The sequence below is a fragment of the Promicromonospora soli genome (assembly GCF_014653785.1).
Lineage (GTDB): Bacteria > Actinomycetota > Actinomycetes > Actinomycetales > Cellulomonadaceae > Promicromonospora > Promicromonospora soli.
Window position 1 is genome coordinate 168,828 of sequence record NZ_BNAS01000002.1, and the last position, 21,078, is coordinate 189,905.

Sequence of the window (21,078 nt, forward strand, 5' to 3'; positions counted from 1 at the left end):
AATGTTCGCTCAGCGTTACCTCCCCAGCGGAGTAGTGCTCGCCCCGGGGCTCACCGGGGACTGCGGCTCTGCGTACCGGCACATCGAGTCAGGGGCACGGCCCGGCTACCGCACGGGCTCGGGGTCGTAGCGGCGCAGCGCGACGCTCGAGCGCACCACGTCGCGGAGCGCCGCCAGGTCGCCCGACACCACACCCACGGCCCGCGCCTGCACCAGCACGTTGCCGAGCGCGGTCGCCTCGACCGGTCCCGCGATCACGGGCAGCCCGGCCGCCTTGCTCGTGAGCCGGCACAGCAGCTCGTTCTGCGACCCGCCGCCCACCACGTGCACGGCGCTCACCACCACGCCCGCCAGGGAAGACGCGTCCGAGATCGCCCGCGCGGAGGAGGCCGCGAGGCTGTCGAGGATGACCCGCACGAGGGCAGGCCGCGTGCCCGGGAGGTCGACGCCGAGGCGAGCGACGGCGTCGGACACCCGGCGCGGCATGTCGCCCGGGGCCAGGAACTCGTCGCCGTCCACGTCGACGAGGCAGCGGCCGCCCGGCTCTGCGGCGGCCGCGTCGAGCAGGCCGGGCAGGTCGACGGGCGCGCCGTCGTCGGCGGACCAGGCCCGGACGCACTCGTCGAGCACCCACAGGCCCATGACGTTGCGCAGGTACCGCACGGTCCCGTCGAGGCCGAGCTCGTTGGTGAAGTTCGCCGCGCGGCTCGCCTTTGTGAGCACGGGAGCGGGCAGCTCCAGCCCGACGAGCGACCACGTTCCCGACGAGATGTACGCCGCGCCGTCCCGCAGGGGGGTCGCCGCCACGGCGGACGCCGTGTCGTGGGAGGCGATCGCGAGCACCGGCACATCACCGAGCCCGGTCGCCTCTTGCACCTCGGGCAGGAGGTGTCCGACGGCGGCGCCCGGCTCCACCAGCTCCGGCAGCCGGTCCCGGAGCCCGGCAAGCTCGGGATACTCCGCCGCGAGCCGGCCCAGCAGCTCGGCCGACCAGGTGCGCGTACGAGCGTCGAGCAGCCCCGTGGTGGACGCGTTCGTCACCTCCGCGACGCGGCGGCCCGTGAGCCAGTACCCGATCAGGTCGGGGATCAGCAGGAGCTGCTCGGCGCGAGCCCACTCGCCCCCGCTGGCCGAGCCCGTCTTCTCGGTGGTCGAGCCTGTCGAGACCCCCGCGACCAGCTGGAACTCCGTGGTGAACGGCAGGTGCTGCAGCCCGTTGACCGCGTAGTGGTCGGCGAAGGGGATCCGCCGGTACACCTCGTCGGCGACCCCGTCTGTGCGCGGGTCGCGGTAGCAGAACGGGTCCGCCACCAGGTCGCCGGACGCGTCCAGGAACGCGTGGTCGATGGCCCACGAGTCCACGCCGACCCCGCGGATCTCGACGCCCCGCTCGCTCGCAACGCGGCCCGCGGACCGCAGCCCGTCGAGGATCCCGCCCCACAGCGCGCGCACGTCCCACCGGAGCGCGCCGTCGTCGTCCGCCCTGGGTCCGTTCGCGAACCGGCCGCACTCGACCAGCTCTACCTTCGACGGTGGCCCCTCGGACTCGGACTCGGACCCCATGATGCCGAGCATCACCCGGCCGCTGGTCGCCCCGAGGTCGACGGCGACAAACCCCGGCCGCCTCACCATGACTGGTCCTGGTGACCATGCGCTTGCTGCTGGATCAGCGCGGTCTTTCCGTAGCAACCGCATGGTCGGCCGGAGCGCCGCTGCGTTGAAGCACTCACCGCAGGAACGCCGCTGCCACGCCCGCGTCGACGGGTACATGCAGACCGGTCGTGTGCGAGAAGTCCGAGCTGCACAGCGCGAACACGGCCGCCGCCACGTTCTCGGGCAGCACCTCCCGCTTGAGCAGGGTGCGCTGCGCGTAGAACTCACCGAGCTTCTCCTCCGGCACCCCGTACACCGCTGCCCTGTTGGCACCCCAGCCGGACGCGAAGATGCCCGAACCGCGCACGACGCCGTCGGGGTTGACGCCGTTCACGCGGATCCCGTGCTCGCCTAGCTCGGCGGCCAGCAGCCGCACCTGGTGCGCCTGGTCGGCCTTGGTCGCGGAGTAGGCGATGTTGTTCGGCCCCGCGAACACGGAGTTCTTCGAGGAGATGTAGACGATGTCGCCGCCCAGGCCCTGGTCCACGAGCACGCGCGCCGCTTCACGTGAAACCAGGAACGAGCCCTTGGCCATGACGTTGTGCTGCAGGTCCCAGTCGGCCTCGGTGGTCTCGAACAGGGACCGCGACAGGGACAGCCCGGCGTTGTTCACCACCAGGTCGACGCCGCCGAACGCCAGCACAGCCTCCCGCAGGCCGGCCTGCACGGCCGCCTCGGACGAGACGTCCATCGCGATGCCGATCGCGACGTCCGCCGAGCCGAGCTCTGCCGCCGCCGCGGTGGCCTTCGCGAGGTCCAGGTCCGCGACCACCACGCACGCGCCTTCGGCGGCGAGCCGCGTAGCAATCGCCTTGCCGATGCCCGACGCCGCCCCGGTGACCAGTGCTACGCGCATCGCCAGCGGCTTGGGCGCCGGCATGCGCTGCAGCTTCGCCTCCTCGAGGGCCCAGTACTCGATGCGGAACTTCTCGTCCTCCGCGATCGGGGCGTACGTCGAGATCGTCTCCGCGCCGCGCATCACGTTGATCGCGTTGACGTAGAACTCGCCGGCCACCCGCGCCGTCTGCTTGTTCCGCCCGTACGAGAACATGCCCACGCCCGGGACCAGCACGATCGTCGGGTCGGCGCCCCGCATCGCGGGCGGCTCCTCGCCGCGCGCCCGTGCGGCCGCGGCACCCCGCTCGTAGTACGCGGCGTAGTCCGCGCGGTATGCCGCATGCGCCGCGCGCAGCGCGGTCACGGTCTCCTCCACCGTCGCCGACGTCGGAACGTCCACCACCAGCGGCTTGACCTTGGTCCGGAGGAAGTGGTCGGGGCACGAGGTGCCCAGCTCGGCCAGCGGCAGCAGCCGCTCGCGTGCCAGGAAGTCCAGCACGACCGAGGAGTCGGTGAAGTGGCCGACCTGCGGGGCGTCGAAGCTCGCCAGCCCGCGGATCACGGGTGCGAGCGCCGCCGCGCGAGCCCGCCGCTCGTCGTCGGGCAGCGGCTCGTAACCCGGCCGCTGCGGCCCGAACGGGTGCGCGTCCCGCGACGCGGCCCGGGACACGATGAAGTCCTCGGCCCGCCGGATGATGTCAAGCGACCGCTCCTCGCACTCCTCGCTGGTGTCACCCCAGGCTGTGATGCCGTGGCCGCCCAGGATGCACCCGATGGCCTGCGGGTTCTTCGCCTTGATCGCCGCGATGTCCAGGCCGAGCTGGAACCCCGGCCGGCGCCACGGTACCCACACGACCTGGTCGCCGAAGATCTCGCGGGTGAGCGCCTCACCGTCGGCCGCGGTGGCCAGGGCGATGCCCGAGTCCGGGTGCAGGTGGTCCACGTGCGGGGCGTCGACCAGGCCGTGCATCGCCGTGTCGATCGACGGCGCCGCACCGCCCTTGCCATGCAGGCAGTAGTCGAACGCGGCGACCATCTCGTCCTCGCGGTCCAGGCCGGGGTACACGTCGGCGAGCGCCCGCATCCGGTCCAAACGCAGCACGGCCAGGCCCTTGGGCTGCAGCGTCCCGAGGTCGCCGCCGGAGCCCTTGACCCAGAGCAGCTCGATGTCCTGGCCGGTCACCGGGTCCGGCGCGGTGCCCTTGGCGGACGTGTTGCCGCCGGCGTAGTTCGTGTTCCTCGGGTCGCCGCCCAGCCGGTTCGAGCGGGCGACGAGCGCGGCGACCGTCGGGTGGTCTGTGGCGTCGGCAGTCTGGTGGGTCATCGGGCTGCTGCTTCCGTTTCGGTTGGGTCCTCCTCGCTGGTCGAGCTTGTCGAGACCCAGGTCCCGGCAAGCTCGGCCGGCGGAGGCGTTGAGCTTCTGTGGTGCGGTGCTTCGTGGGGCGTGCCGACGAGCCCGTCGGTGGTGAGCCAGGCCGCGATACGCATGATGCTGCGTGCCGCGCCGGCGGTGTCGGGCTCGTTGAGGTGGCCGTGATACGTGCTGTCCTCGCGGACGAGCAGCACGTCGACGCCGGCCGCGGCCAGCTCGGCGCAGTACGCCTCACCGGACGATCGCAGCGCGTCGTGGTCGGACGTGACGACGAACGTGGGCGGCAGCCCGCGCAGGTCCTGTCCTCCGGGATGCGCGTACGGGGAGATCGGCAGGTCGCTGCGGCCGAGGTAGTTGGCACCCATCGCGCGCATCGCCTCGGGCGGGAAGTCCCGTTCGGGCGGCAGGGCCGCGATCTTCGCCGCGAGCTCCGGGCTGGGCGCCGGGAGCTCGTAGTGCGCCACGGGGTAGGCGAGCACGACGCTGCGCGGCTGCGCTCCGCCCGCGTCGCGCAGGCGCAGCGACGCGCCGGCCGCCAGGTTCCCGCCGGCGCTCGCCCCGCCCAGCGACCAGCGCCCCGGCCCGACGCCGAGGCCGGCGTCCCGTGCCCAGCGGTAGGCGAAGGTGACCTCCTCGGACGCGACCGGGAACCGAGCGCCGCCGGGTGCCTGGGCGACGGCCGGGTCCCGGTAGTCGAGCTCGGGGGCGAGCCGGTACTCGACGCTCACGACGACGACGCCCGCGGCCGCGAGGCTCCGGGCGACCCAGTCGGCCTCGGGCATGTCCAGGTCGCCGTGCATGAACGCACCCCCGTGCGCCCACACCAGGCCGGCCACTCGTTCGGCGTCGGCCGCGGGCTCGTAGAGCCGCACCCGCAGGTCACCGTGCGGGCCGTCGAGCACGCGGTCGCCCACGAGCACGCTCACGCACCCCAGCCCGCCTGCGCGCCACCGACGCGCTCGCTCGCGATCTTCTCGGCGTAGCCCGACGCCGCGAAGGCTGCGGTCGGGTTCGGGTCCAGGCCCATCTCCGCGCGCACCTCGGCGACGAGCGGCCGGACATCTGTGTCGTACGCGTCCATGAGAACACCGTGCGCGCCGAGCACGTCACCGGACAGCTGGGCCGCCGTGAGCGCCTCGACGTCGACGAGCAGCGCCTTGGCCGTCGCCTCCTGGACGTTCATGACCGACCGGATCTGGGCCGGGATCTTCGGCTCGATGTTGTGGCACTGGTCGAGCATGAAGTTGACCCCGCTGTCGGGTGCGTGCGCCCCGGCGGAGACGATCTCGTGCATGATCCGGAACAGCTGGAACGGGTCCGCGGCACCGACCATGAGGTCGTCGTCGGCGTAGAAGCGGCTGTTGAAGTCGAAGGCACCGAGGCGGCCCTGGCGCAACAGCTGCGCCACGATGAACTCGATGTTCGTGCCGGGGGCGTGGTGGCCGGTGTCGAGCACCACCTTCGCCCGGTCGCCCAGCGCCATGACGTGCAGCAGCGAGGTGCCCCAGTCCGGGACGTCGGTGACGTAGAACGCGGGCTCGAAGAACTTGTACTCGAGCACCATGTGCTGGTCGTCGTCGAGCGCGTCGTAGATCTGGCGCAGCGACTCGGCGATCCGGTCCTGGCGGGCCCGGATCGAGTCCTGGCCGGGGTAGTTGAGGCCGTCGGAGAGCCAGACCTTGAGGTCCTTGGAGCCCGTGGCCCGCATCACGTCGATGCACTGCTTGTGGTGGTCGACGGCCTTGGCCCGGATCCTGGGGTCGGGGTGCGCGAGCGAGCCGAGCATGAAGTCCTCGTCCTGGAAGACGTTGGAGTTGATCATGCCGATCTGCACGCCGAGGTCCTCGGCGTGCCGCGCGAGGGCCCCGAAGTCGTCGACGAGGTCCCAGGGGATGTGCAGGCTGACCCGCGGCGCGACGCCGGTGTACTGGTGCACCTGAGCGGCGTCGGAGAGCTTCTCGAACGGGTCCCGCGGCACGCCCGGCTGGCTGAAGACCTTGAACCTCGTGCCCGAGTTGCCGAAGGCCCAGGACGGCAGCTCGATGGTCTGCTGCCGGAGCGCGGACTTGGCCGCCTCGACACGTGTGGATGCCGCCATGGCGTTCTCCCTCTCCGCGCACGCCCTCGTGCGCACCTTGAAACGATTCAGTTGGAGCCTATTCCGCCGACGCCGGACGGTCAAGGCGTCGGCTCGAGCAGCACGTCGCCCCGGAGGGCCACGACGCCCCGCGGTACTGGTCCGACGGCAGGATGGGAGGCAGACAGGTCGGACGTACGGGTCACCGGAGCGACCCGTACGTCCGACACGCAGCCTACCGATCAGGTCAGAAGTCGAAGTCGGCGATGTTGCTCTTGTCGAACACGTACGGCTCCCCGAGCAGCACCTCGCCGTCGGCCCCCACGGTGAACTCGCCGAGGCGGCCGGCCTCGAAGGTGTCGCCCTCCTCGCCCGTGATGTCCCCCGCCGCGAGGGCGGCGGCGGCCTGCGTCGCCAGGTAGCCCAGGTCGTTCGGGTTCCACAGCGCGAACGCCTCGACGGTGCCGTCCTCGACGTACTCGCGCATCTGGTTCGGCGTTCCCAGGCCGGTGACCGCCACCTTGCCCTTGTACTCCGACGTCGACACGTAGCGCGCCGCTGCGGCGATGCCGACGGTCGTGGGCGAGACGATCCCCTTGAGGTCCGGGTGCGACTGCAGCAGCGCCGCCGTCTTGTCGAACGAGGTCTGGTCGTCGTCGTCGCCGTAGGCGGTCTCGACGAGCTCGATGTCCGGGTAGTCGGAGGCCAGCTTCTCCTCCATGAGCGCGATCCACGCGTTCTGGTTGGTCGCGTTGGCCGAGGCGGACAGGATCGCGATCTCGCCCTCGCCGCCGATCTGGTCCGAGATCAGCTCGAGCTGCTTGTCCGCGATGCCCTCGGCGGAGGCCTGGTTGACGAACAGGTCACGGAACTGGGGCTCCGTGTCCGAGTCGAACGTGACCACCTTGGTGCCCGCCGACCGCGCCTCCTCCAGCGCGTCGCCGATCGCCGTCGGGTCGTTGGCCGAGACCACCAGCGCACTCACGCCCTGCTGCGCCGCCGTGTTGATGAACGGCACCTGGGCGTCCGGCGAGGCGGCGTCGGGCCCGACCTCCTCGACCGTGGCGCCCAGCTCCTCGGCCGCCTCCTCGGCGCCGGCCGTCGACGCCTCGAAGTACGGGTTGCCCAGGTTCTTGGGCAGCATGGTGATGGTGACGTCGTCGCCCCCGCCACCGCCACCACCACCCTCGTCGCCGGAACCGCATGCGGTCAGGCCCAGCGCCAGCACGGCGGCCGTGCCGGCCGCGAGCACAGATGTGAACTTCATCGTTCGTCTCCCTATGTTCCTTGCCCGACGGCGGAGCCGCCATCGGGGTCCCCGTGAGCCCCCGCAGCGAAGCGAGGAGGCTCGTGGGGTGCGATGGCGGCGCTCCGCCGTCGAACTCTCAGTCCGCCCGCTATGCGCGGTGCGACAACCGACACGACGAGCGCCGAGCCGATCACGATGTTGATGACGTTGACGGTGACGCCCTCCAGGCGCAGCGCGCTGCCGAGGACACCGATGAGCAGGACTCCCGCGACCACGCCATGGATCGCGCCCCGCCCGCCGAAGATCGAGACTCCGCCGAGCAGCACTGCCGCGACGACCTGCAGCTCCATACCGGTCGCGTTGTCGCCGCGGGCGCTGCCGTAGCGGAGCGTGTAGTACACGCCCGCGAGCGCCGACACCGCCCCGGACAGCACGAACAGGATCAGCAGGGTGCGCTTGACGTCGACGCCGGAGAACCGGGCGGCCTCGCTGCTGCGGCCGATGTCCAGCACGTCGCGACCGAACGGCGTCGCGTGCAGCACCACCGCGAACACGGCGATCATCAGGAGGAGCCCGAGGGTGATCACCGGGTAGGGCGACTCCCCCAGGTTCTCCGTGGCACCGTCGGTCCAGGACTCGGGGAACCCGGTGACCGCCGTCGTGCCGAGGAGGCCCACGGCGAGGCCGCGGTACAGGGCGAGCGAGCCGATGGTGACCGCCAGCGAGGGTAGGCCGGCGTATGCGACCAGGGCCCCGTTGACTGCCCCGCACACCGCTCCGAGCAGCACCGATACCAGCAGCGCCACCCACAGGCCGAGCCCTGCCTGGTGCAGCAGCCCGAACGTCACGCTGGAGAGCCCCACCACGGACGCCACCGAGAGGTCGATCTCTCCCGTGGCGATGATGAGCGTCATGGGAAGCGCGATGAGCAGCACCGGGGCGACGTCCAGCACCAGGTAGGTGATGGTGAGCGGGCCGTCGAAGCCCTGGACGGCCGCGGACGCGACCACCCAGGCCACGACCAGGATCAGGATGGTCAGCATCTCGCGGGTGAGCAGCGCACGCTGCCACCACGGGCGGGCGTGGGTTCTCATGCGGTCGCCTCCTCGCGGTCGTCGGGGCCTGCGTCGTTCGGGCCGCCTCCGGGCGGGGCGGAGCCGGGCGGGGCGGAGCCGGGCGGCGGTTCGGCGTCTCGCGCGGCTGCCAGGCGGCGCGAGCGGCGGTTCGCGAGCACCCGGTCCAGAGCGATCGCGCCGATGATGAGTGCGCCCACCACCGCGCGCTGCCAGAAGTCGGGGATGCCCACCACGGGCAGCGCCCGGTTGATGGTGAGCAGCAGCATCGCGCCGAGCGCGGCGCCCACGGCGGTGCCGCTGCCGCCGAAGATCGCGACGCCGCCCACCACGACTGCGCCCACCACCTGGAGCTCCAAGCCGGCTCCCGCGCCCGAGGAAACGGTCCCGTACCGGGCGGCAAACATCACGCCGGCCAGCCCGGCGAGCGCCCCGTTCAGCGCGAACGCCCACAGCAGCCGGCGCCGGACGGGCAGGCCCTGCAGCGCGGCGGCGTCGGGGTCGGACCCGATGGCGTAGAGCTGGCGCCCGCCGCGCGCGGTGTACAGGTAGTAGGCCACGGCCACCAGCACTATCGCCGCGATGAAGGTCAGCACGGGCACGCCGAGGACCTGCCGCGTGCCCAGGCCGAGGAAGGCGCGCGGCATGTCGCCGGCGTCGATCCGGTCGCTGCCCGCCCAGGTGAGCGTCACCCCGCGGTACACGTAGAGGGTGCCGAGCGTGATGACGAGAGCGGGCACGCGGGCGAACGCCACTATCGAGCCGTTGAGCAGGCCCAGCAGCGTGCCGGCCGCGACCGCGACGAGCGCCACCACGACGATCGGCAGGTCCGGCGCGTCGATGAACAGGCGCCCCGTCAGGTACGCGGTGAGCCCCAGCACCGATCCGACGGACAGGTCCACGTTGCGCGTGATGACCACGACGGCCTGTCCCACCGCGAGCACCACGAGGATCGAAGGGGTGAGCAGCAGGTCCCGCCAGCCGCCCGCGCTGAGCAGGAACCCAGGCTGAATCGCGGTGGTCACACCGATCACGACCAGGAGGGCGAGGGCGATCCCGGCCTCGCGGCGGCGGAGGAGAGAGAGGACGCTCATGCTGCACTCTCGCTCTCGGACGCACCCGGCGTGGCGGCGCGCATCACGGCTTCGGGAGTCGCTTCGGCGCGGCTCAGCTCGGCGGCGATACGCCCCTCGCGGACCACGAGCACGCGGTCTGCCATGCCCAGCACCTCCGGCAGCTCGGACGAGATCATGAGGACAGCCAGCCCTTCGGCGGCCAGCGTGGACAGCAGCCGGTGCACCTCGGCCTTGGTGCCGACGTCGATACCGCGGGTCGGCTCGTCGACGATGAGCACCTTCGGGCCGGTGGCCAGCCACTTCGCCAGGACTACCTTCTGCTGGTTGCCGCCGCTCATGGTGGTGGTCACGGCGTCCAGCGCCCCGGCCTTCACCTCGAGCCGGCCGGACCAGTCGCGGGCGAGGCGCGCCTCGGCGTCGGGCAGCAGGATGCCCAGGCGCGCCAGGCGCCGTCGCGAGACCGCGGACACATTGCGGGCCACCGACGACTCGGTGACCAGGCCTTGCAGGCGCCGGTCCTCGGGGACGAGGGCGAGGCCCGCGGCGATGGCCGCGGCCGGGTCGCCCTGACGCAGGTTCCGCCCGCCGACGACGACGCGCCCGGCGTCATAGCGGTCGACGCCGAACACCGCCCGGGCGATCTCGCTGCGTCCCGCGCCGACGAGGCCCGCGAGACCGACGATCTCGCCGGCCCGCACCTCGAAGGACACGTCGTGGAAGGTGCCGGTGGACTCCAGCCCCTCGACCTGGAGCACCACCTCGCCGGGCGTGCTCGGGACCTTGGGGTAGAGCTCGGCCACCTCGCGCCCGACCATGCGCCGCACCAGCTGGTCGGGCGTGACGTCGGCGACGGCGTCTGTCGAGACGTGCTCGCCGTCGCGCATGACGGTGACGGTGTCGCAGAGGTCGGCGACCTCGTCGAGGCGGTGCGAGATGAAGACGACGGCGTGGCCGGCGTCGCGCAGCCCCCGGGCGACGGCGAACAGGCGGCGCACCTCGACGGCGCTCAGCGCCGCCGTCGGCTCGTCCATGACCAGGAGGCGGGCGTCCAAGGAGATCGCCTTGGCGATCTCGACGATCTGTTGGTCCGCGATGGACAGGCCCTCGGCGGGGCGGTCCGGGTCGAGATCGACGCCGAGGTTCCGGAACAGCTCGCGTACCCCCTCGCGCATCGCGCGGCGGTCGATCCGGCGGAACCGGCCGAGCGGCTCCCGGCCGAGAAAGATGTTCTCGGCGACGGTCAGGTCCGGGAAGCTCGCGGGCTCCTGGTGGATGACGGCGACGCCTGCAGCCTTCGCCTCGGCGGGACCGTGGAAGTCGACGGGCTCCCCGTCGAGCTCGACCACGCCCGCATCGCGGCGGTGCACGCCACCCACGATCTTGACCAGTGTGGACTTGCCCGCACCGTTCTCGCCGACGAGGGCGTGGATGCTGCCAGGTTGGACTATCAGGGTGCCGGAGCGGAGCGCTGCCACAGGCCCGAAGGACTTGGCCACCCCTTCCAGGCGCAGCGTCGGTGTTGCGTTCGGCATGTCTCTCCGTCGAGCTGTGCGGGCGGTCGGCGATGACCGCGGTCTGGCCGTTGAATCGTTCAAACGGCTTAACCGGAACATAGACCGGCTCGGTCAGGACGTCAAGAACTTGCGGCGCGTCCGTTGCCCAAGCGTTGCGCTTGCGGAACTCTTGAGCGATCAGGGGTGATACCTACCCGCGGTACTTCACGGAGGTGACCGGACATGAGCCAACCAGTGGCCGATGAGCACGCAGCTCTCGGCGAGGAGCCAACCGAGCTCAAGCGGGTGATGGGGCCCAAGCTGCTCCTGCTCTTCATCGTGGGCGACATTCTCGGCACGGGCGTCTACGCGCTCACGGGAGATGTGGCCGCCGAGGTCGGCGGTGCGGCGTGGGCGCCGTTCATCGTCGCTTTCCTCGTGGCGCTCATCACCGCGTTCTCCTACCTGGAGCTGGTGACCAAGTACCCGCGGGCAGCGGGCGCCGCGCTCTACACGCACAAGGCGTTCGGCATCCACCTGCTCACGTTCATGGTCTGCTTCACGGTCATGTGCTCCGGCATCACCTCGGCATCGACCGCGTCACGCGCCTTCGCGTCGAACCTGGCGGTGGGCTTCGGGCTGGACGAGACCAACGCGACGCTCGTCATCACCGTCGCGCTGATCTTCATGGCCGTGGTCGCCGCCGTGAACCTGCGCGGCGTCGGCGAGAGCGTCAAGGCCAACATCTTCCTCACGCTGGTGGAGCTGTCCGGCCTGCTGCTGGTGATCATGATCGGCTTCTACGCCGTCTTCGCCGGCCGGACGGACTTCAGCCGCACCATCATCTTCGACGACCCGGGGGACAAGGGTGCCTTCTTCGCCGTCACGGCGGCGACGTCGCTGGCGTTCTTCGCGATGGTCGGCTTCGAAGACTCCGTGAACATGGCGGAGGAGACCCGCGACCCGGTCAAGAACTTCCCGAAGATGATGATCACCGGAATCGGCATCACCGGGGTCATCTACGTGCTCGTGGCGCTCTTCGCCGTCGCGATCGTGCCGGTGGGCACCCTGGCCGACAGTGACACCCCGCTGGTGACCGTGGTGGAGACGGCGGCTCCGGGCATACCGGCCGGCGACATCCTGCCGTTCATCTCGATGTTCGCCGTCGCCAACTCGGCGCTCATCAACATGCTCATGGCGAGCCGGCTGCTCTACGGCATGGCCAAGCAGGGCGTGCTTCCCGAGGTCCTGGGCCGCGTGGGTGTACGCCGCCAGACGCCGTGGGTTGCCATCCTGGTCACGACTGCCATCTCGTTCGGGCTGATCTACTTCGTCAGCCGCGACCCGGAGAACGACGTCGTCGCCGCCCTGGGCGGCACCACGGCCCTGCTCCTCCTGGCCGTGTTCGCCATCGTGAACGTGTGCGTGCTGGTCCTGCGCAAGGACACCATCGACCGCAGGCACTTCGTGGCGCCGACCGTGCTGCCGATCATCGGCGCGATCGCCTGCGCGTTCTTCGTCGGCCCGTGGACGGGCCGGGACGTTCTCCAGTACCAGATCGCCGGCTGGCTGCTGGGCATCGGCTTCGTGCTGTGGATCCTGATGTGGATCACGAACCGGCTGCTCGGCCAGCGCACCGCGATCACCGACCTCGAGGCGATCAACGAGCCGGAGGGCGGCGTCAACTGACGCGATCCCCGAAGTGTCAGGCGTACAGGTCACCCGGGTGGCCTGTACGTCTGACGGTTCAGGTGGTGGCAGTGGTCGGGAGGCCCAGTGCCGCCAGCTGGCCCTCCAGGTGGAACACCTCGTCCAGCAGCACGAACCCGTCGTCCGGGTTGCCCTCGTCGACGAAGAACCCGGACATCGCAGCCTGCCACCTCGCGTTGACCTCGGTCGCGGCCATCCCGCGCTGCGCCGCCGCGTAGTCGTCGGTCTCCAGGATCCCGACCAGCAGCCCGTCATCACGCAGGAACAGGTAGTAGTCCCGCCAGCCCGTATCGCGCAACGCCTCCAGCATCTCGGGCCAGACGGCGGCGTGTGCCGCCCGGTACTCGGGGATACGGTCTGCCCGCACCCGGGACGTGAAACAGACGCGTGCGCCCGCTGATTTGCTCGACATGTCCGGTCCTCCGGTTCCTGAGCCCGCCGAAGGGCGACCCACCGTCATGAAACGGTTCATAATGTAGCCCGAAGCAAGGAGGCGCTCCATGACCCAGCAGGCCGCTCACCGACGAGCATCCATCGCCGACGTCGCCCGCGTCGCCGGCGTCTCCGTCGGCACGGTCTCCAACGTGCTCAACCGGCCCGAACGCGTGCTGCCGGGGACCCGCGAGCGGGTCGAGGCCGCCATCGAAGAGCTGAGCTTCGTGCGCAACGGATCCGCCCGGCAGCTCCGCGCGGGGACCATCACCACGGTCGGCGCGATAGTCCTCGACATCGCCAACCCGTTCTTCACGGACGTCGCGCGCGGCATCGAGGAGCGCCTGGACCGCGACGACTTCACGCTCATGGTGGCCTCGTCCGACGACGACCCGGACCGCGAGCAGCGCTACCTGCGCCTCTTCGAGGAGCACGGCGTACAGGGCGTCATGGTGGTGCCGGCCACCAACGACATCGAGCATCTCCTCGCGGTCCGCCGTCGCGGCACCGGGGTCGTCCTGCTGGACCGCCCGTCGTCCGACCCGACCATCTCCTCCGTGGCCGTCGACGACGTCCGCGGCGGCGAGCTCGCCGCCACGCACCTCCTGGACCAGGGGCACACGCGCATCGCGTTCCTCAACGGCCCGCACACGATCCGGCAGTGCGCCGACCGGCACGACGGCGTGGTCAAGGCGCTGGTGGCGGCCGGGCTGGATCCGGCGTCGGCCCTGCTCGAGGTCACGGTGACCAGCCTCAACGCGGAGGGCGGGGAGGCCGCGATCCGCGGGCTGCTGGAGTCGGGCGACCAGCCCACCGCCGTCTTCTGCGTCAACGACCTGGTCGCGCTGGGCGTGCTGCGCACGCTCCGTACCGAGGGCATCGCCGTCCCTACGGACATGGCAGTGGTGGGGTACGACGACGTCGCGTTCGCCGCCGAGCTGTCCACACCCCTCACCTCGGTGCGCCAGCCGACCCACGAGCTCGGCGCCCGCGCCGCGGACCTCCTGCTCAGCGGGCCCGACGCCGAGGCCGAGCACGTGATGTTCCAGCCGACGCTCGTGGTGCGGAGCTCGAGCTCCTCCTGACCCGGCTGCTCTGCCTTGCCCGGTCCACTCCACGCGATTACTTCGGCTGGGCCAGGCCGGCGAGGAACTCGCCCGAGATCGCGGCGAAACGCGCCGGTGCGTCCCGGCGCACGAAGTGCGATGCGCCGTCGACCACCGCGAGCCGGGCGCCGCTCCCGACGAGCAGCCGCCGGTGCCTGGCCGTCATGCCGACCTCCGGCGAGACTCCCCCGGTGACGACCAGCACGTCCACCCTGGCGGCTGTCAGCCGGCGCACGAGGTCGGGCCAGGGCGGCGTCGGGATGACGTGTCCGTGGCGCACGAGCACAGGATCGGCGTCGTGCTGGGCATGGGCCCAAGCAGGCAGCTCGGCCGGGTCCCAGCCCGGGTGCGCGACGCCACCCTCGGCCGCCAGCTCTGCGAGTGACCGCGTCTGCCGGGCCACGAGGTCGCGATACGCCTGCTCGGCCACCGCCCGGTCCTGGCGCGACGTGACCGGGAGCCGCCAGAACGGGTCCTCGAGCAGCACCCCGGCCACCCGCTCCGGACGCAGGGCAGCGGCCGCCGCGACGACGCCGCCGCCGGCCGAGTGCCCGAACAGCACGAGCGGCTCGGTCACACCAGCGCCCGAGCCCGACCCCGCGTCCGACCCCGCGCCGTCCGAATCCGCACCCACGCCCGAACCCACGGCCAGCTCGTCAAGGACCGCCACAAGGTCCTCGGTCAGCCGGTCGCCCGCGTGCAGCTGATCGGCGGGGTCCCAGCGCGGCGAGCGGCCGTGTCCACGCAGGTCAGGAGCAAGCACTTCCCAGCCGGTCGCCGCCCAGGCGTCGGCCGCGCCGTGCAGGGTCGGGCCGCTCTCCATCATCCCGTGCACGGCGACCACCGTCCCGCGCCGGGTCCCCCGCGCGGGGGTGCGCGTCACATGTAGCCCGGCGCTGGTCACACGCGTTCCTCCCGTCGTGCGGGCACCACGACTTGAGGTCGCGGCGCTGCGCTGCGCCAACCCAGGGAAAGCGCGTTCCAATTCGAGTCAGATGCTTGCACACCCGACCCCCGGTGTCGACACCTTCCGGGCCATCAATCGGCAAGAGCGACGGAACGCGCTTTCCATTCTTTCTTGACATGGCCGTCGCGGCGCCCCTAGCGTGCACGGTGCAAGGGCAGAGCTACCGAATCCGCCACCGAATCTTCGAAGAAGAAGAGAGCCAGCCGTGGACCCACGCGCACACGACCGGACATCACCGGCGTCCCTCCACGGCGGAGGTGCGCGGCGATGAGTGCCGACCTCGACGCCGCGACGAACAGCCTCGCGGACCCCCGAACCGCACGCAGCGGAAATCGCCAGAAGAGGCGCGGCCGCGACTACGGCCTCGTCCTGCTGGCCGCCCCCGCCGTCATCCTCCTGGTGGTCTTCGCCTACGGCCCGATGGCCGGGCTGATCGTCGCGTTCCAGGACTTCAACGTGGCCGACGGCGTCTTCGGGTCGCCCTGGGCCGGCTTCGAGAACTTCGAGTTCTTCTTCACCTCGGGCGGCGCCGGCCGGATCCTGTGGAACACGCTGTTCCTGAACATCCTGTTCCTGGCCGCGACCCTCGGCTCGGGCGTCCTGCTCGCGATCATGCTCAACGAGATCCGCGGCCGGGTGACCAAGCGGTTCTTCCAGTCGGTGATCTTCGTGCCGTACTTCGTGTCGCCGATCGTCGTGAGCATCTTCCTGCAGGCGTTCCTCGCGGGACCGAGCGGACGCGGCGGCCTGGTGAACGACCTCACCGACGTCTTCGGGCTGCCGTCCATCTCCTGGTACACCGAGCCCGGGCCCTGGCCGTGGATCCTGACCGTCGTCAAGGTCTGGCAGATGGGCGGCTACATGAGCGTCATCTTCCTCGCGGCCATCACCGCGATCCCCGAGGAGGTGTACGAGGCCGGCGTGATCGACGGCGCGAGCCGGGCACAGATGGCCCTACGGATCACGGTTCCCCTGCTCAAGCCGACGGCGGCGATCCTCCTGGTGCTCGGCGTCGGCCGGATCTTCTACGGCGACTTCGGCACCATCTACGCGATCGTCGGCGACAACGGCACCTTGTTCTCCACCACCGACGTCATCGACACCTACGTCTTCCGGGCGCTGCGCACCATCGGCGACTTCGGCACGACCGCCGCGATCGGCCTGTTCCAGTCGGTCATCGGCTTCGTGCTGGTCGTGGCCGCCACCCTGGTCCAGCGTCGCTACGCGAAGGAGACCTCGCTGCTATGACCACCGTCGAAGCCCCCGCCCGCCCCCGCCCCCGGCCCGTGTCGACGACGCCGCCCACCGGCCCTCGCGTCCGGCAGCGGCAGCGCCCCGAGACCTTCACGGTCGTCAGCTACGCGGGCGTGATCGCGTTCGCCATCGTCTGCATCGTGCCGTTCTGGATGGTCGTGGCCGGCTCCTTCACCGCGGAGTCGTCGCTGTCACAGACCGGGTACTCGTTGTGGCCGGACCCCTTCTCGCTGGACGCATACACCACGATCTTCGCCGGGTCGCGAGTCTGGCTCTCCTACGGCGCGACGATCTTCATCACCGTGGTGGGCACGGTGATCGCCGTCATCGCGACGTCGGGCATCGCCTGGGTGATCGCGCGCGGCCTGCCCCTGGTGAGCCGGCCGCTGGCGGTGTTCGCCTACATCCCGATGCTGTTCACCGGCGGCCTCGTGCCCATGTACATCCTGATCACGCAGGTCCTGCAGCTCCGGGACTCGTGGTTCGCCGTCATCCTGCCGATGGCCATCGCGCCGTTCCTCGTGTTCGTGCAGGTCAGCTTCTTCCGGGCGACGCCGCAGGAGATCCTCGACGCCGCACGGATCGACGGCGCCGGCGAGCTGCGGATCTTCTTCCAGGTGGTGCTGCCGCTCTCGAAGCCGGTCATCGCCGTCATCGCCCTCTTCTACGCGGTGGCGTTCTGGAACGAGTGGTTCCACGCCCTGCTCTTCATCAGCGAGCCCGCCAAGTACCCGTTGCAGCTCGTTCTCCAGAACCTCATCACGAGCGTCGCCAACGCGGCCGACCTCGGAACGGTGTCCGCTGCGCCCGTCTACCAGATGCGGCTGGCGATGACCGTCATCACCATCGGCCCGATTCTCCTCGCCTACCCCTTCGCCCAGCGCTACTTCGTCAAGGGCCTCACGCTCGGCGCCACCAAGGGCTGAACCCGGCACCACCCGTCGCACCCCGTCGCACCCCGTCGCACGACCCAAGTCTTTCGAGAGGAAAGCACCATGGCACAGCTCATCGATGCCGCTGGACTGTCATTGCCCGTCTCCCGCCGAGGATTTCTCGCCGGAACCGGCGGCCTGCTCGCCGCCGCCACCCTCGCCGCCTGCGCCCCCAGCGGGGGTGGAGAGGCCGCCACCTCCACCTTCGGCCACCTGCTGCCCGGTGACGTACCCGCGCAGTGGGACCGCATCCGCGCCGCGGTCAACACCAAGCTCAAGGCCGATCTCGGCTTCGAGTTCAAGCCCGAGTTCATCAACTGGACCAACTACGCCTCACAGTCCCTGCTGAAGTTCACGTCGGGCGAGGACTTCCAGACGGCGCTCTCGGCGCGCTGGCTCAACATCGCCCAGCTCATCGAGTCGAAGGCGCTCGAGCCGCTGGACGAAGCCCTGGCGAGCGGCAAGTACCCGAACCTCATGGCCGCCGTCGACCAGAGCGCGTTCGACGCCAACCGCTGGCCCGACGGTTCGGTCTACGGCGTGCCCGCGGTCAACAGCGCGGCCCGCATCCACCACGTCGTGGCGCGCGGCGACCTCGTCGACAAGTACGCAGGAGGGAGCATCGAGACCTTCGACCAGCTCGAGAAGTTCTGGTACGACGTGCAGCAGAAGGAGGGCATCCCCGGGTACATCAACCGGAACTCGCCCTTCGACGTGCTCGGCGCCCCGACCGGCGTGCTCTACGCGCAGGGCTGGGAGACGCCCGACTTCCTCCCGCTCTACTTCTCCAGCGACTCCCTCATGTTCGTCCCGTCCCGGGACGCGGCGACGACGGGCTCGACCGACGCGGTGCCCTTCTGGGAGTACGAGCCGTACCTGGAGTCCCTGCACCGCGTCCGCAAGTACTACGAGGACGGCATCATCAACGGCGACCGCCTCAACGCCGACCCGGCCACCCTCAAGTCGCAGTTCGACGGCGGCGGCGCAGCCACGTGCTGGGGCATCACCGACGGCGCGGACACGTCCGGGCACCTCGACCTGCTCGAGCAGGCGGTGAAGGGAGCCTCGCTCGTGACCCTGCTCCCGTTCAGCGAAGGCCTGTCGGCGAAGCCGAACCAGACCTTCCAGGCCGACAACCTCGTGGTCGTGAACGCCGCGGCGGCCGACGCCGAGAAGGCACTGCAGCTCCTGGACTGGGTGTCCATCCAGGAGAACCACGACCTCCTGCAGTACGGCGAGGAGGGCACCGACTGGAAGGCCGTGGGCGACGACGCCTACGAGCAGGTCGGCGACTACGCGAACTTCCCCGGATTCGCGATGAGCTGGCGCGTCCCGCTCGAGCGGAAGTACTCGCGGATGTCAGAGAGCGAGACCACCTGGTTCGACTGGTCCAAGGAGTACGACAACTTCACGCTCGACCCGTTCGCCACCTTCATCCCCGACCTGGCCGAGGTGGAGAAGGAGCACGCCCAGATCACGGCGGCCATCGCCGAGTTCGCCAACCCGCTGTTCGCCGGCGCGGTCGACGTCACCGAGGGTCTGGACAAGCTCAAGAGCGCCCTCGACACGGCCGGCCTGCCGAAGGTCCAGGAGGAGCTCAACAAGCAGGCCGACGCGTACCTGGCGGCGCAGAAGTAGCCGCGGGTCCGTCTCTACAGACCGTCCCGGGGCCGGGTGTACCTCCCCCGACCCCGGGACGTCCCACATGAATCCCACCTGAGGAGCAGAGTGATCGAGTACGCAGTCGCGGTCGGGTCCGACCGCCTGGCCGGACGGCTCTTCGGCCCGTCGTTCGAGGCGTTGGCAGACGTGCCGGCGAACCGCGTGGGCGACATCCTCACCGAGCTCGACTCGGACGCCGCCCGCGAGACGCTCGCCCGCGCCGAGGTGCTGCTGACAGGATGGGAGACGCCGCACCTCACGGCCAAGGTGCTGCGCCACGCACCCCGGCTGCGGCGGGTGATCCACCTGGGCGGCTACGCGGCCGGGCTGTTCCCGGACGGGGCGGCGGGGATCACGATGTCGGACGTCGGGGTGGCCAACTCGGTGCCCGTCGCCGAGTACTCGCTGGCGATGATCCTCCTGGCCAACAAGGACACGTTCCGCGCGCAGCGGCTGTACCGGGAGCGCCGGGCCTTCATCGACCGCGAGGCCGAGTTCGAGGTGTCCGGCAACTACCGGCGGACCGTCGGCGTGGTGAGCGCGTCCCGCACCGGGCGCGCCCTGATCGAGCTGCTGCGTCCGTTCCCGGCGCTCCGCGTGCTCCTGTACGACCCGTACGTCACGGAGCGCGAGGCCGCGGAGCTCGGCGTCGAGCCGGTGACGTTGCCTGAGCTGATGAGCCGCAGCGACGTCGTGACGCTGCAGACGCCCCTGCTGCCCGAGACGGTGGGGCTGATCGACGCCGCCCTGCTCGCCCGCATGCCTGACGGGGCCACGCTGATCAACACCGCGCGCGGCCCGATCGTCGACGCCGAGGCGCTCGAGCGCGAGCTGGTCGGCGGCCGGATCAGTGCGGTGCTCGACGTCACCGACCCCGAGCCGCTGCCGGCGTCGTCCCCGCTGTACGACCTGCCGAACGTGCTGCTCACTCCGCACATCGCCGGTTCGATGGGCACCGAGCTGCGCCGGATGGGTGACATGGCGGCCGCTGACCTCGCTCGATACGCGCGATCCGAACCGTGACGGATACGATCTCAGGGCTACCAAAAGTGTCCACCGACGCAGGGAATCGAGAAGCGACGATGAACGACCCGGCTCCGTCTCGGGCCGCGCGCCTTGCCGACGTGGCCGAGCTCGCCGGAGTCTCTGCGGCGACGGCGTCGCGCGCCCTCAACGGGAGCGACCGCGGCGTCCGCGAGGTCAACCGGGTCAGGGTGCTCGAGGCGGCCAAGACGCTCGGGTACACCACGAACTTCGCCGCGCAGGCCGTCGCCAAGGGCCGCTCCCGGGGGGTGACGCTGGTCGTCAAGGGCATGCCCGACGACTTCGCCAACCCGATCACCGCGGGCGTCGTGGCCGCCGCGCAGCGGCGCGGCCTCCCGTTCACCCTGATCTCGGCCGGCACCGACCCGGCCGACCTGGTGGAGGCGGTCAACCTGGCCCGCGGCCACCGGCCCGAGATCCTGATGATCGCCGGCGGGCGAACCAAGGACGACGCCACGCTCCCCGCGCTCGTCGAGGCGCTGCAGCGCTACGAGGCCGAGGGTGGCCGGGTAGTGCTCGTCACGCAGGAGGGCCTGCCCTTCGACACCGTCGCCTACGCCAACCGGCAGGGCGGCTACGACATGGCCACCGCGCTGGTGGGCCTCGGGTACCGCCACTTTGCCGTGATCTCCGGGCTCAAGCACGGCCTCACGCAGCGTGACCGCACCGAAGGTTTCGCGGCAGGGCTGGCAGACGCCGGCATCGAGCTGTCCGCCGACCGCGTCCTGATCGGCGAGTTCGACCGGGACGCCGCCTACGCGCTGACGGGCGAGCTGCTGCGGCGCAACATCGCGGTGGACGCGATCTTCGCCGTGAACGACGCCATGGCCCTGGGTGTGCTCACCTTCCTGCGCGACTCGGGGGACCCGAAACGCATAGCGGTGGCCGGGTTCGACGACATCAAGGCGCTGCGCGACGTGACGCCCGCCCTGACCACCGTGCGGCTGCCGTGGGAGCAGGTGGCCGATGAGGCGCTGGCTCTGGCCCTCGGACCACGCGGTGACGAGCCCCGCACCACGGTGGTCAAGGGCCACGTGATCGTGCGCGAGAGCACCCCACCCGTCACCCACTGACGTCTGGGTCTCGACAGGCTCAACCCCGGTGGTCGAGCCGGGCCACCGGTGGTCGAGCTTGTCGAGAC

Annotated in this window: 17 protein-coding genes; 7 read left to right on the forward strand and 10 right to left on the reverse strand. The window is 70.9% G+C overall.

Annotation, left to right across the window (positions count from 1 at the left end):
• Window positions 1-105 precede the first annotated feature (105 nt).
• From IE250_RS06580 to IE250_RS06615, 8 genes are all read right to left on the reverse strand, one after another.
• A complete protein-coding gene (locus IE250_RS06580) occupies window positions 106-1,632 on the reverse strand; it encodes a rhamnulokinase (RefSeq protein WP_189668506.1) in 1,527 nt (508 codons plus the stop codon).
• Window positions 1,633-1,726: 94 nt separating this feature from the next.
• Entirely contained in the window at window positions 1,727-3,814 is a 2,088-nt protein-coding gene (locus IE250_RS06585; protein WP_189668507.1) for a bifunctional aldolase/short-chain dehydrogenase, read from the reverse strand.
• The gene (locus tag IE250_RS06590) at window positions 3,811-4,788 is read right to left on the reverse strand and encodes an alpha/beta hydrolase fold domain-containing protein (RefSeq protein WP_189668508.1); all 978 of its coding nucleotides are present in this window, start codon (window positions 4,786-4,788) and stop codon (window positions 3,811-3,813) included. The genes IE250_RS06585 and IE250_RS06590 overlap by 4 nt, the downstream gene beginning before the upstream one ends.
• A complete protein-coding gene (rhaI, locus tag IE250_RS06595; protein WP_189668509.1) occupies window positions 4,785-5,960 on the reverse strand; it encodes an L-rhamnose isomerase in 1,176 nt (391 codons plus the stop codon). Before rhaI ends, IE250_RS06590 begins: the two co-directional genes overlap by 4 nt.
• A gap of 226 nt (window positions 5,961-6,186) precedes the next feature.
• The gene (gene rhaS, locus IE250_RS06600; protein WP_189668510.1) at window positions 6,187-7,206 is read right to left on the reverse strand and encodes a rhamnose ABC transporter substrate-binding protein; all 1,020 of its coding nucleotides are present in this window, start codon (window positions 7,204-7,206) and stop codon (window positions 6,187-6,189) included.
• An 11-nt stretch (window positions 7,207-7,217) separates the two neighbouring features.
• Window positions 7,218-8,282: an ABC transporter permease gene (locus IE250_RS06605; RefSeq protein ID WP_229872210.1), complete on the reverse strand. Its 1,065-nt coding sequence runs from the start codon at window positions 8,280-8,282 to the stop codon at window positions 7,218-7,220.
• Window positions 8,279-9,355 carry an ABC transporter permease gene (locus IE250_RS06610; protein ID WP_229872211.1) on the reverse strand — a complete coding sequence of 359 codons (1,077 nt, stop codon included), beginning with the start codon at window positions 9,353-9,355 and terminating at the stop codon, window positions 8,279-8,281. Before IE250_RS06610 ends, IE250_RS06605 begins: the two co-directional genes overlap by 4 nt.
• Complete coding sequence (locus IE250_RS06615) at window positions 9,352-10,869, reverse strand: sugar ABC transporter ATP-binding protein (protein WP_189668511.1); 1,518 nt, start codon at window positions 10,867-10,869, stop codon at window positions 9,352-9,354. Before IE250_RS06615 ends, IE250_RS06610 begins: the two co-directional genes overlap by 4 nt.
• A gap of 204 nt (window positions 10,870-11,073) precedes the next feature.
• On the opposite strand from IE250_RS06615, the gene IE250_RS06620 reads away from it, so the two are divergent.
• Window positions 11,074-12,519 carry an APC family permease gene (locus tag IE250_RS06620; protein ID WP_189668512.1) on the forward strand — a complete coding sequence of 482 codons (1,446 nt, stop codon included), beginning with the start codon at window positions 11,074-11,076 and terminating at the stop codon, window positions 12,517-12,519.
• Window positions 12,520-12,577: 58 nt separating this feature from the next.
• On the opposite strand, the gene IE250_RS06625 is transcribed toward IE250_RS06620, so the two are convergent.
• Entirely contained in the window at window positions 12,578-12,952 is a 375-nt protein-coding gene (locus tag IE250_RS06625) for an L-rhamnose mutarotase (protein WP_189668513.1), read from the reverse strand.
• An 88-nt stretch (window positions 12,953-13,040) separates the two neighbouring features.
• On the opposite strand from IE250_RS06625, the gene IE250_RS06630 reads away from it, so the two are divergent.
• Window positions 13,041-14,057, forward strand: a complete 1,017-nt coding sequence (locus IE250_RS06630; RefSeq protein ID WP_189668514.1) for a LacI family DNA-binding transcriptional regulator — start codon at window positions 13,041-13,043, stop codon at window positions 14,055-14,057.
• Between the two features lie 37 nt (window positions 14,058-14,094).
• Here IE250_RS06630 and IE250_RS06635 read toward each other — a convergent pair whose 3' ends face one another.
• Entirely contained in the window at window positions 14,095-14,982 is an 888-nt protein-coding gene (locus tag IE250_RS06635; protein ID WP_189668515.1) for an alpha/beta hydrolase, read from the reverse strand.
• 330 nt (window positions 14,983-15,312) lie between these two features.
• Here IE250_RS06635 and IE250_RS06640 point away from each other — a divergent pair, with 330 nt between their 5' ends.
• From IE250_RS06640 to IE250_RS06660, 5 genes are all read left to right on the forward strand, one after another.
• On the forward strand, window positions 15,313-16,293 hold the full coding sequence (locus tag IE250_RS06640) for an ABC transporter permease (protein ID WP_189668516.1): 981 nt from the start codon (window positions 15,313-15,315) through the stop codon (window positions 16,291-16,293).
• Window positions 16,290-17,225 (forward strand): carbohydrate ABC transporter permease, encoded by a 936-nt coding sequence (locus IE250_RS06645; RefSeq protein ID WP_189668517.1) that lies wholly within the window; start codon window positions 16,290-16,292, stop codon window positions 17,223-17,225. The genes IE250_RS06640 and IE250_RS06645 overlap by 4 nt, the downstream gene beginning before the upstream one ends.
• A 69-nt stretch (window positions 17,226-17,294) precedes the next feature.
• On the forward strand, window positions 17,295-18,869 hold the full coding sequence (locus tag IE250_RS06650) for an ABC transporter substrate-binding protein (protein WP_189668518.1): 1,575 nt from the start codon (window positions 17,295-17,297) through the stop codon (window positions 18,867-18,869).
• Window positions 18,870-18,959: 90 nt separating this feature from the next.
• A complete protein-coding gene (locus IE250_RS06655; RefSeq protein ID WP_229872212.1) occupies window positions 18,960-19,916 on the forward strand; it encodes a hydroxyacid dehydrogenase in 957 nt (318 codons plus the stop codon).
• A 59-nt stretch (window positions 19,917-19,975) separates the two neighbouring features.
• Complete coding sequence (locus IE250_RS06660) at window positions 19,976-21,010, forward strand: LacI family DNA-binding transcriptional regulator (RefSeq protein ID WP_189668519.1); 1,035 nt, start codon at window positions 19,976-19,978, stop codon at window positions 21,008-21,010.
• Window positions 21,011-21,078 lie beyond the last annotated feature (68 nt).

What these genes read in the sequence shown, in the direction of transcription:
- rhaI (WP_189668509.1), bottom strand. Translation starts at nt 5,960, where the DNA reads ATGGCGGCATCCACACGTGTCGAGGCGGCCAAGTCCGCGCTCCGGCAG.
- rhaS (WP_189668510.1), bottom strand. Translation starts at nt 7,206, where the DNA reads ATGAAGTTCACATCTGTGCTCGCGGCCGGCACGGCCGCCGTGCTGGCG.
- IE250_RS06630 (WP_189668514.1), top strand. Translation starts at nt 13,041, where the DNA reads ATGACCCAGCAGGCCGCTCACCGACGAGCATCCATCGCCGACGTCGCC.
- IE250_RS06610 (WP_229872211.1), bottom strand. Translation starts at nt 9,355, where the DNA reads ATGAGCGTCCTCTCTCTCCTCCGCCGCCGCGAGGCCGGGATCGCCCTC.
- IE250_RS06645 (WP_189668517.1), top strand. Translation starts at nt 16,290, where the DNA reads ATGACCACCGTCGAAGCCCCCGCCCGCCCCCGCCCCCGGCCCGTGTCG.
- IE250_RS06620 (WP_189668512.1), top strand. Translation starts at nt 11,074, where the DNA reads ATGAGCCAACCAGTGGCCGATGAGCACGCAGCTCTCGGCGAGGAGCCA.
- IE250_RS06660 (WP_189668519.1), top strand. Translation starts at nt 19,976, where the DNA reads ATGAACGACCCGGCTCCGTCTCGGGCCGCGCGCCTTGCCGACGTGGCC.
- IE250_RS06615 (WP_189668511.1), bottom strand. Translation starts at nt 10,869, where the DNA reads ATGCCGAACGCAACACCGACGCTGCGCCTGGAAGGGGTGGCCAAGTCC.
- IE250_RS06650 (WP_189668518.1), top strand. Translation starts at nt 17,295, where the DNA reads ATGGCACAGCTCATCGATGCCGCTGGACTGTCATTGCCCGTCTCCCGC.
- IE250_RS06625 (WP_189668513.1), bottom strand. Translation starts at nt 12,952, where the DNA reads ATGTCGAGCAAATCAGCGGGCGCACGCGTCTGTTTCACGTCCCGGGTG.
- IE250_RS06580 (WP_189668506.1), bottom strand. Translation starts at nt 1,632, where the DNA reads ATGGTGAGGCGGCCGGGGTTTGTCGCCGTCGACCTCGGGGCGACCAGC.
- IE250_RS06585 (WP_189668507.1), bottom strand. Translation starts at nt 3,814, where the DNA reads ATGACCCACCAGACTGCCGACGCCACAGACCACCCGACGGTCGCCGCG.
- IE250_RS06640 (WP_189668516.1), top strand. Translation starts at nt 15,313, where the DNA reads ATGAGTGCCGACCTCGACGCCGCGACGAACAGCCTCGCGGACCCCCGA.
- IE250_RS06605 (WP_229872210.1), bottom strand. Translation starts at nt 8,282, where the DNA reads ATGAGAACCCACGCCCGCCCGTGGTGGCAGCGTGCGCTGCTCACCCGC.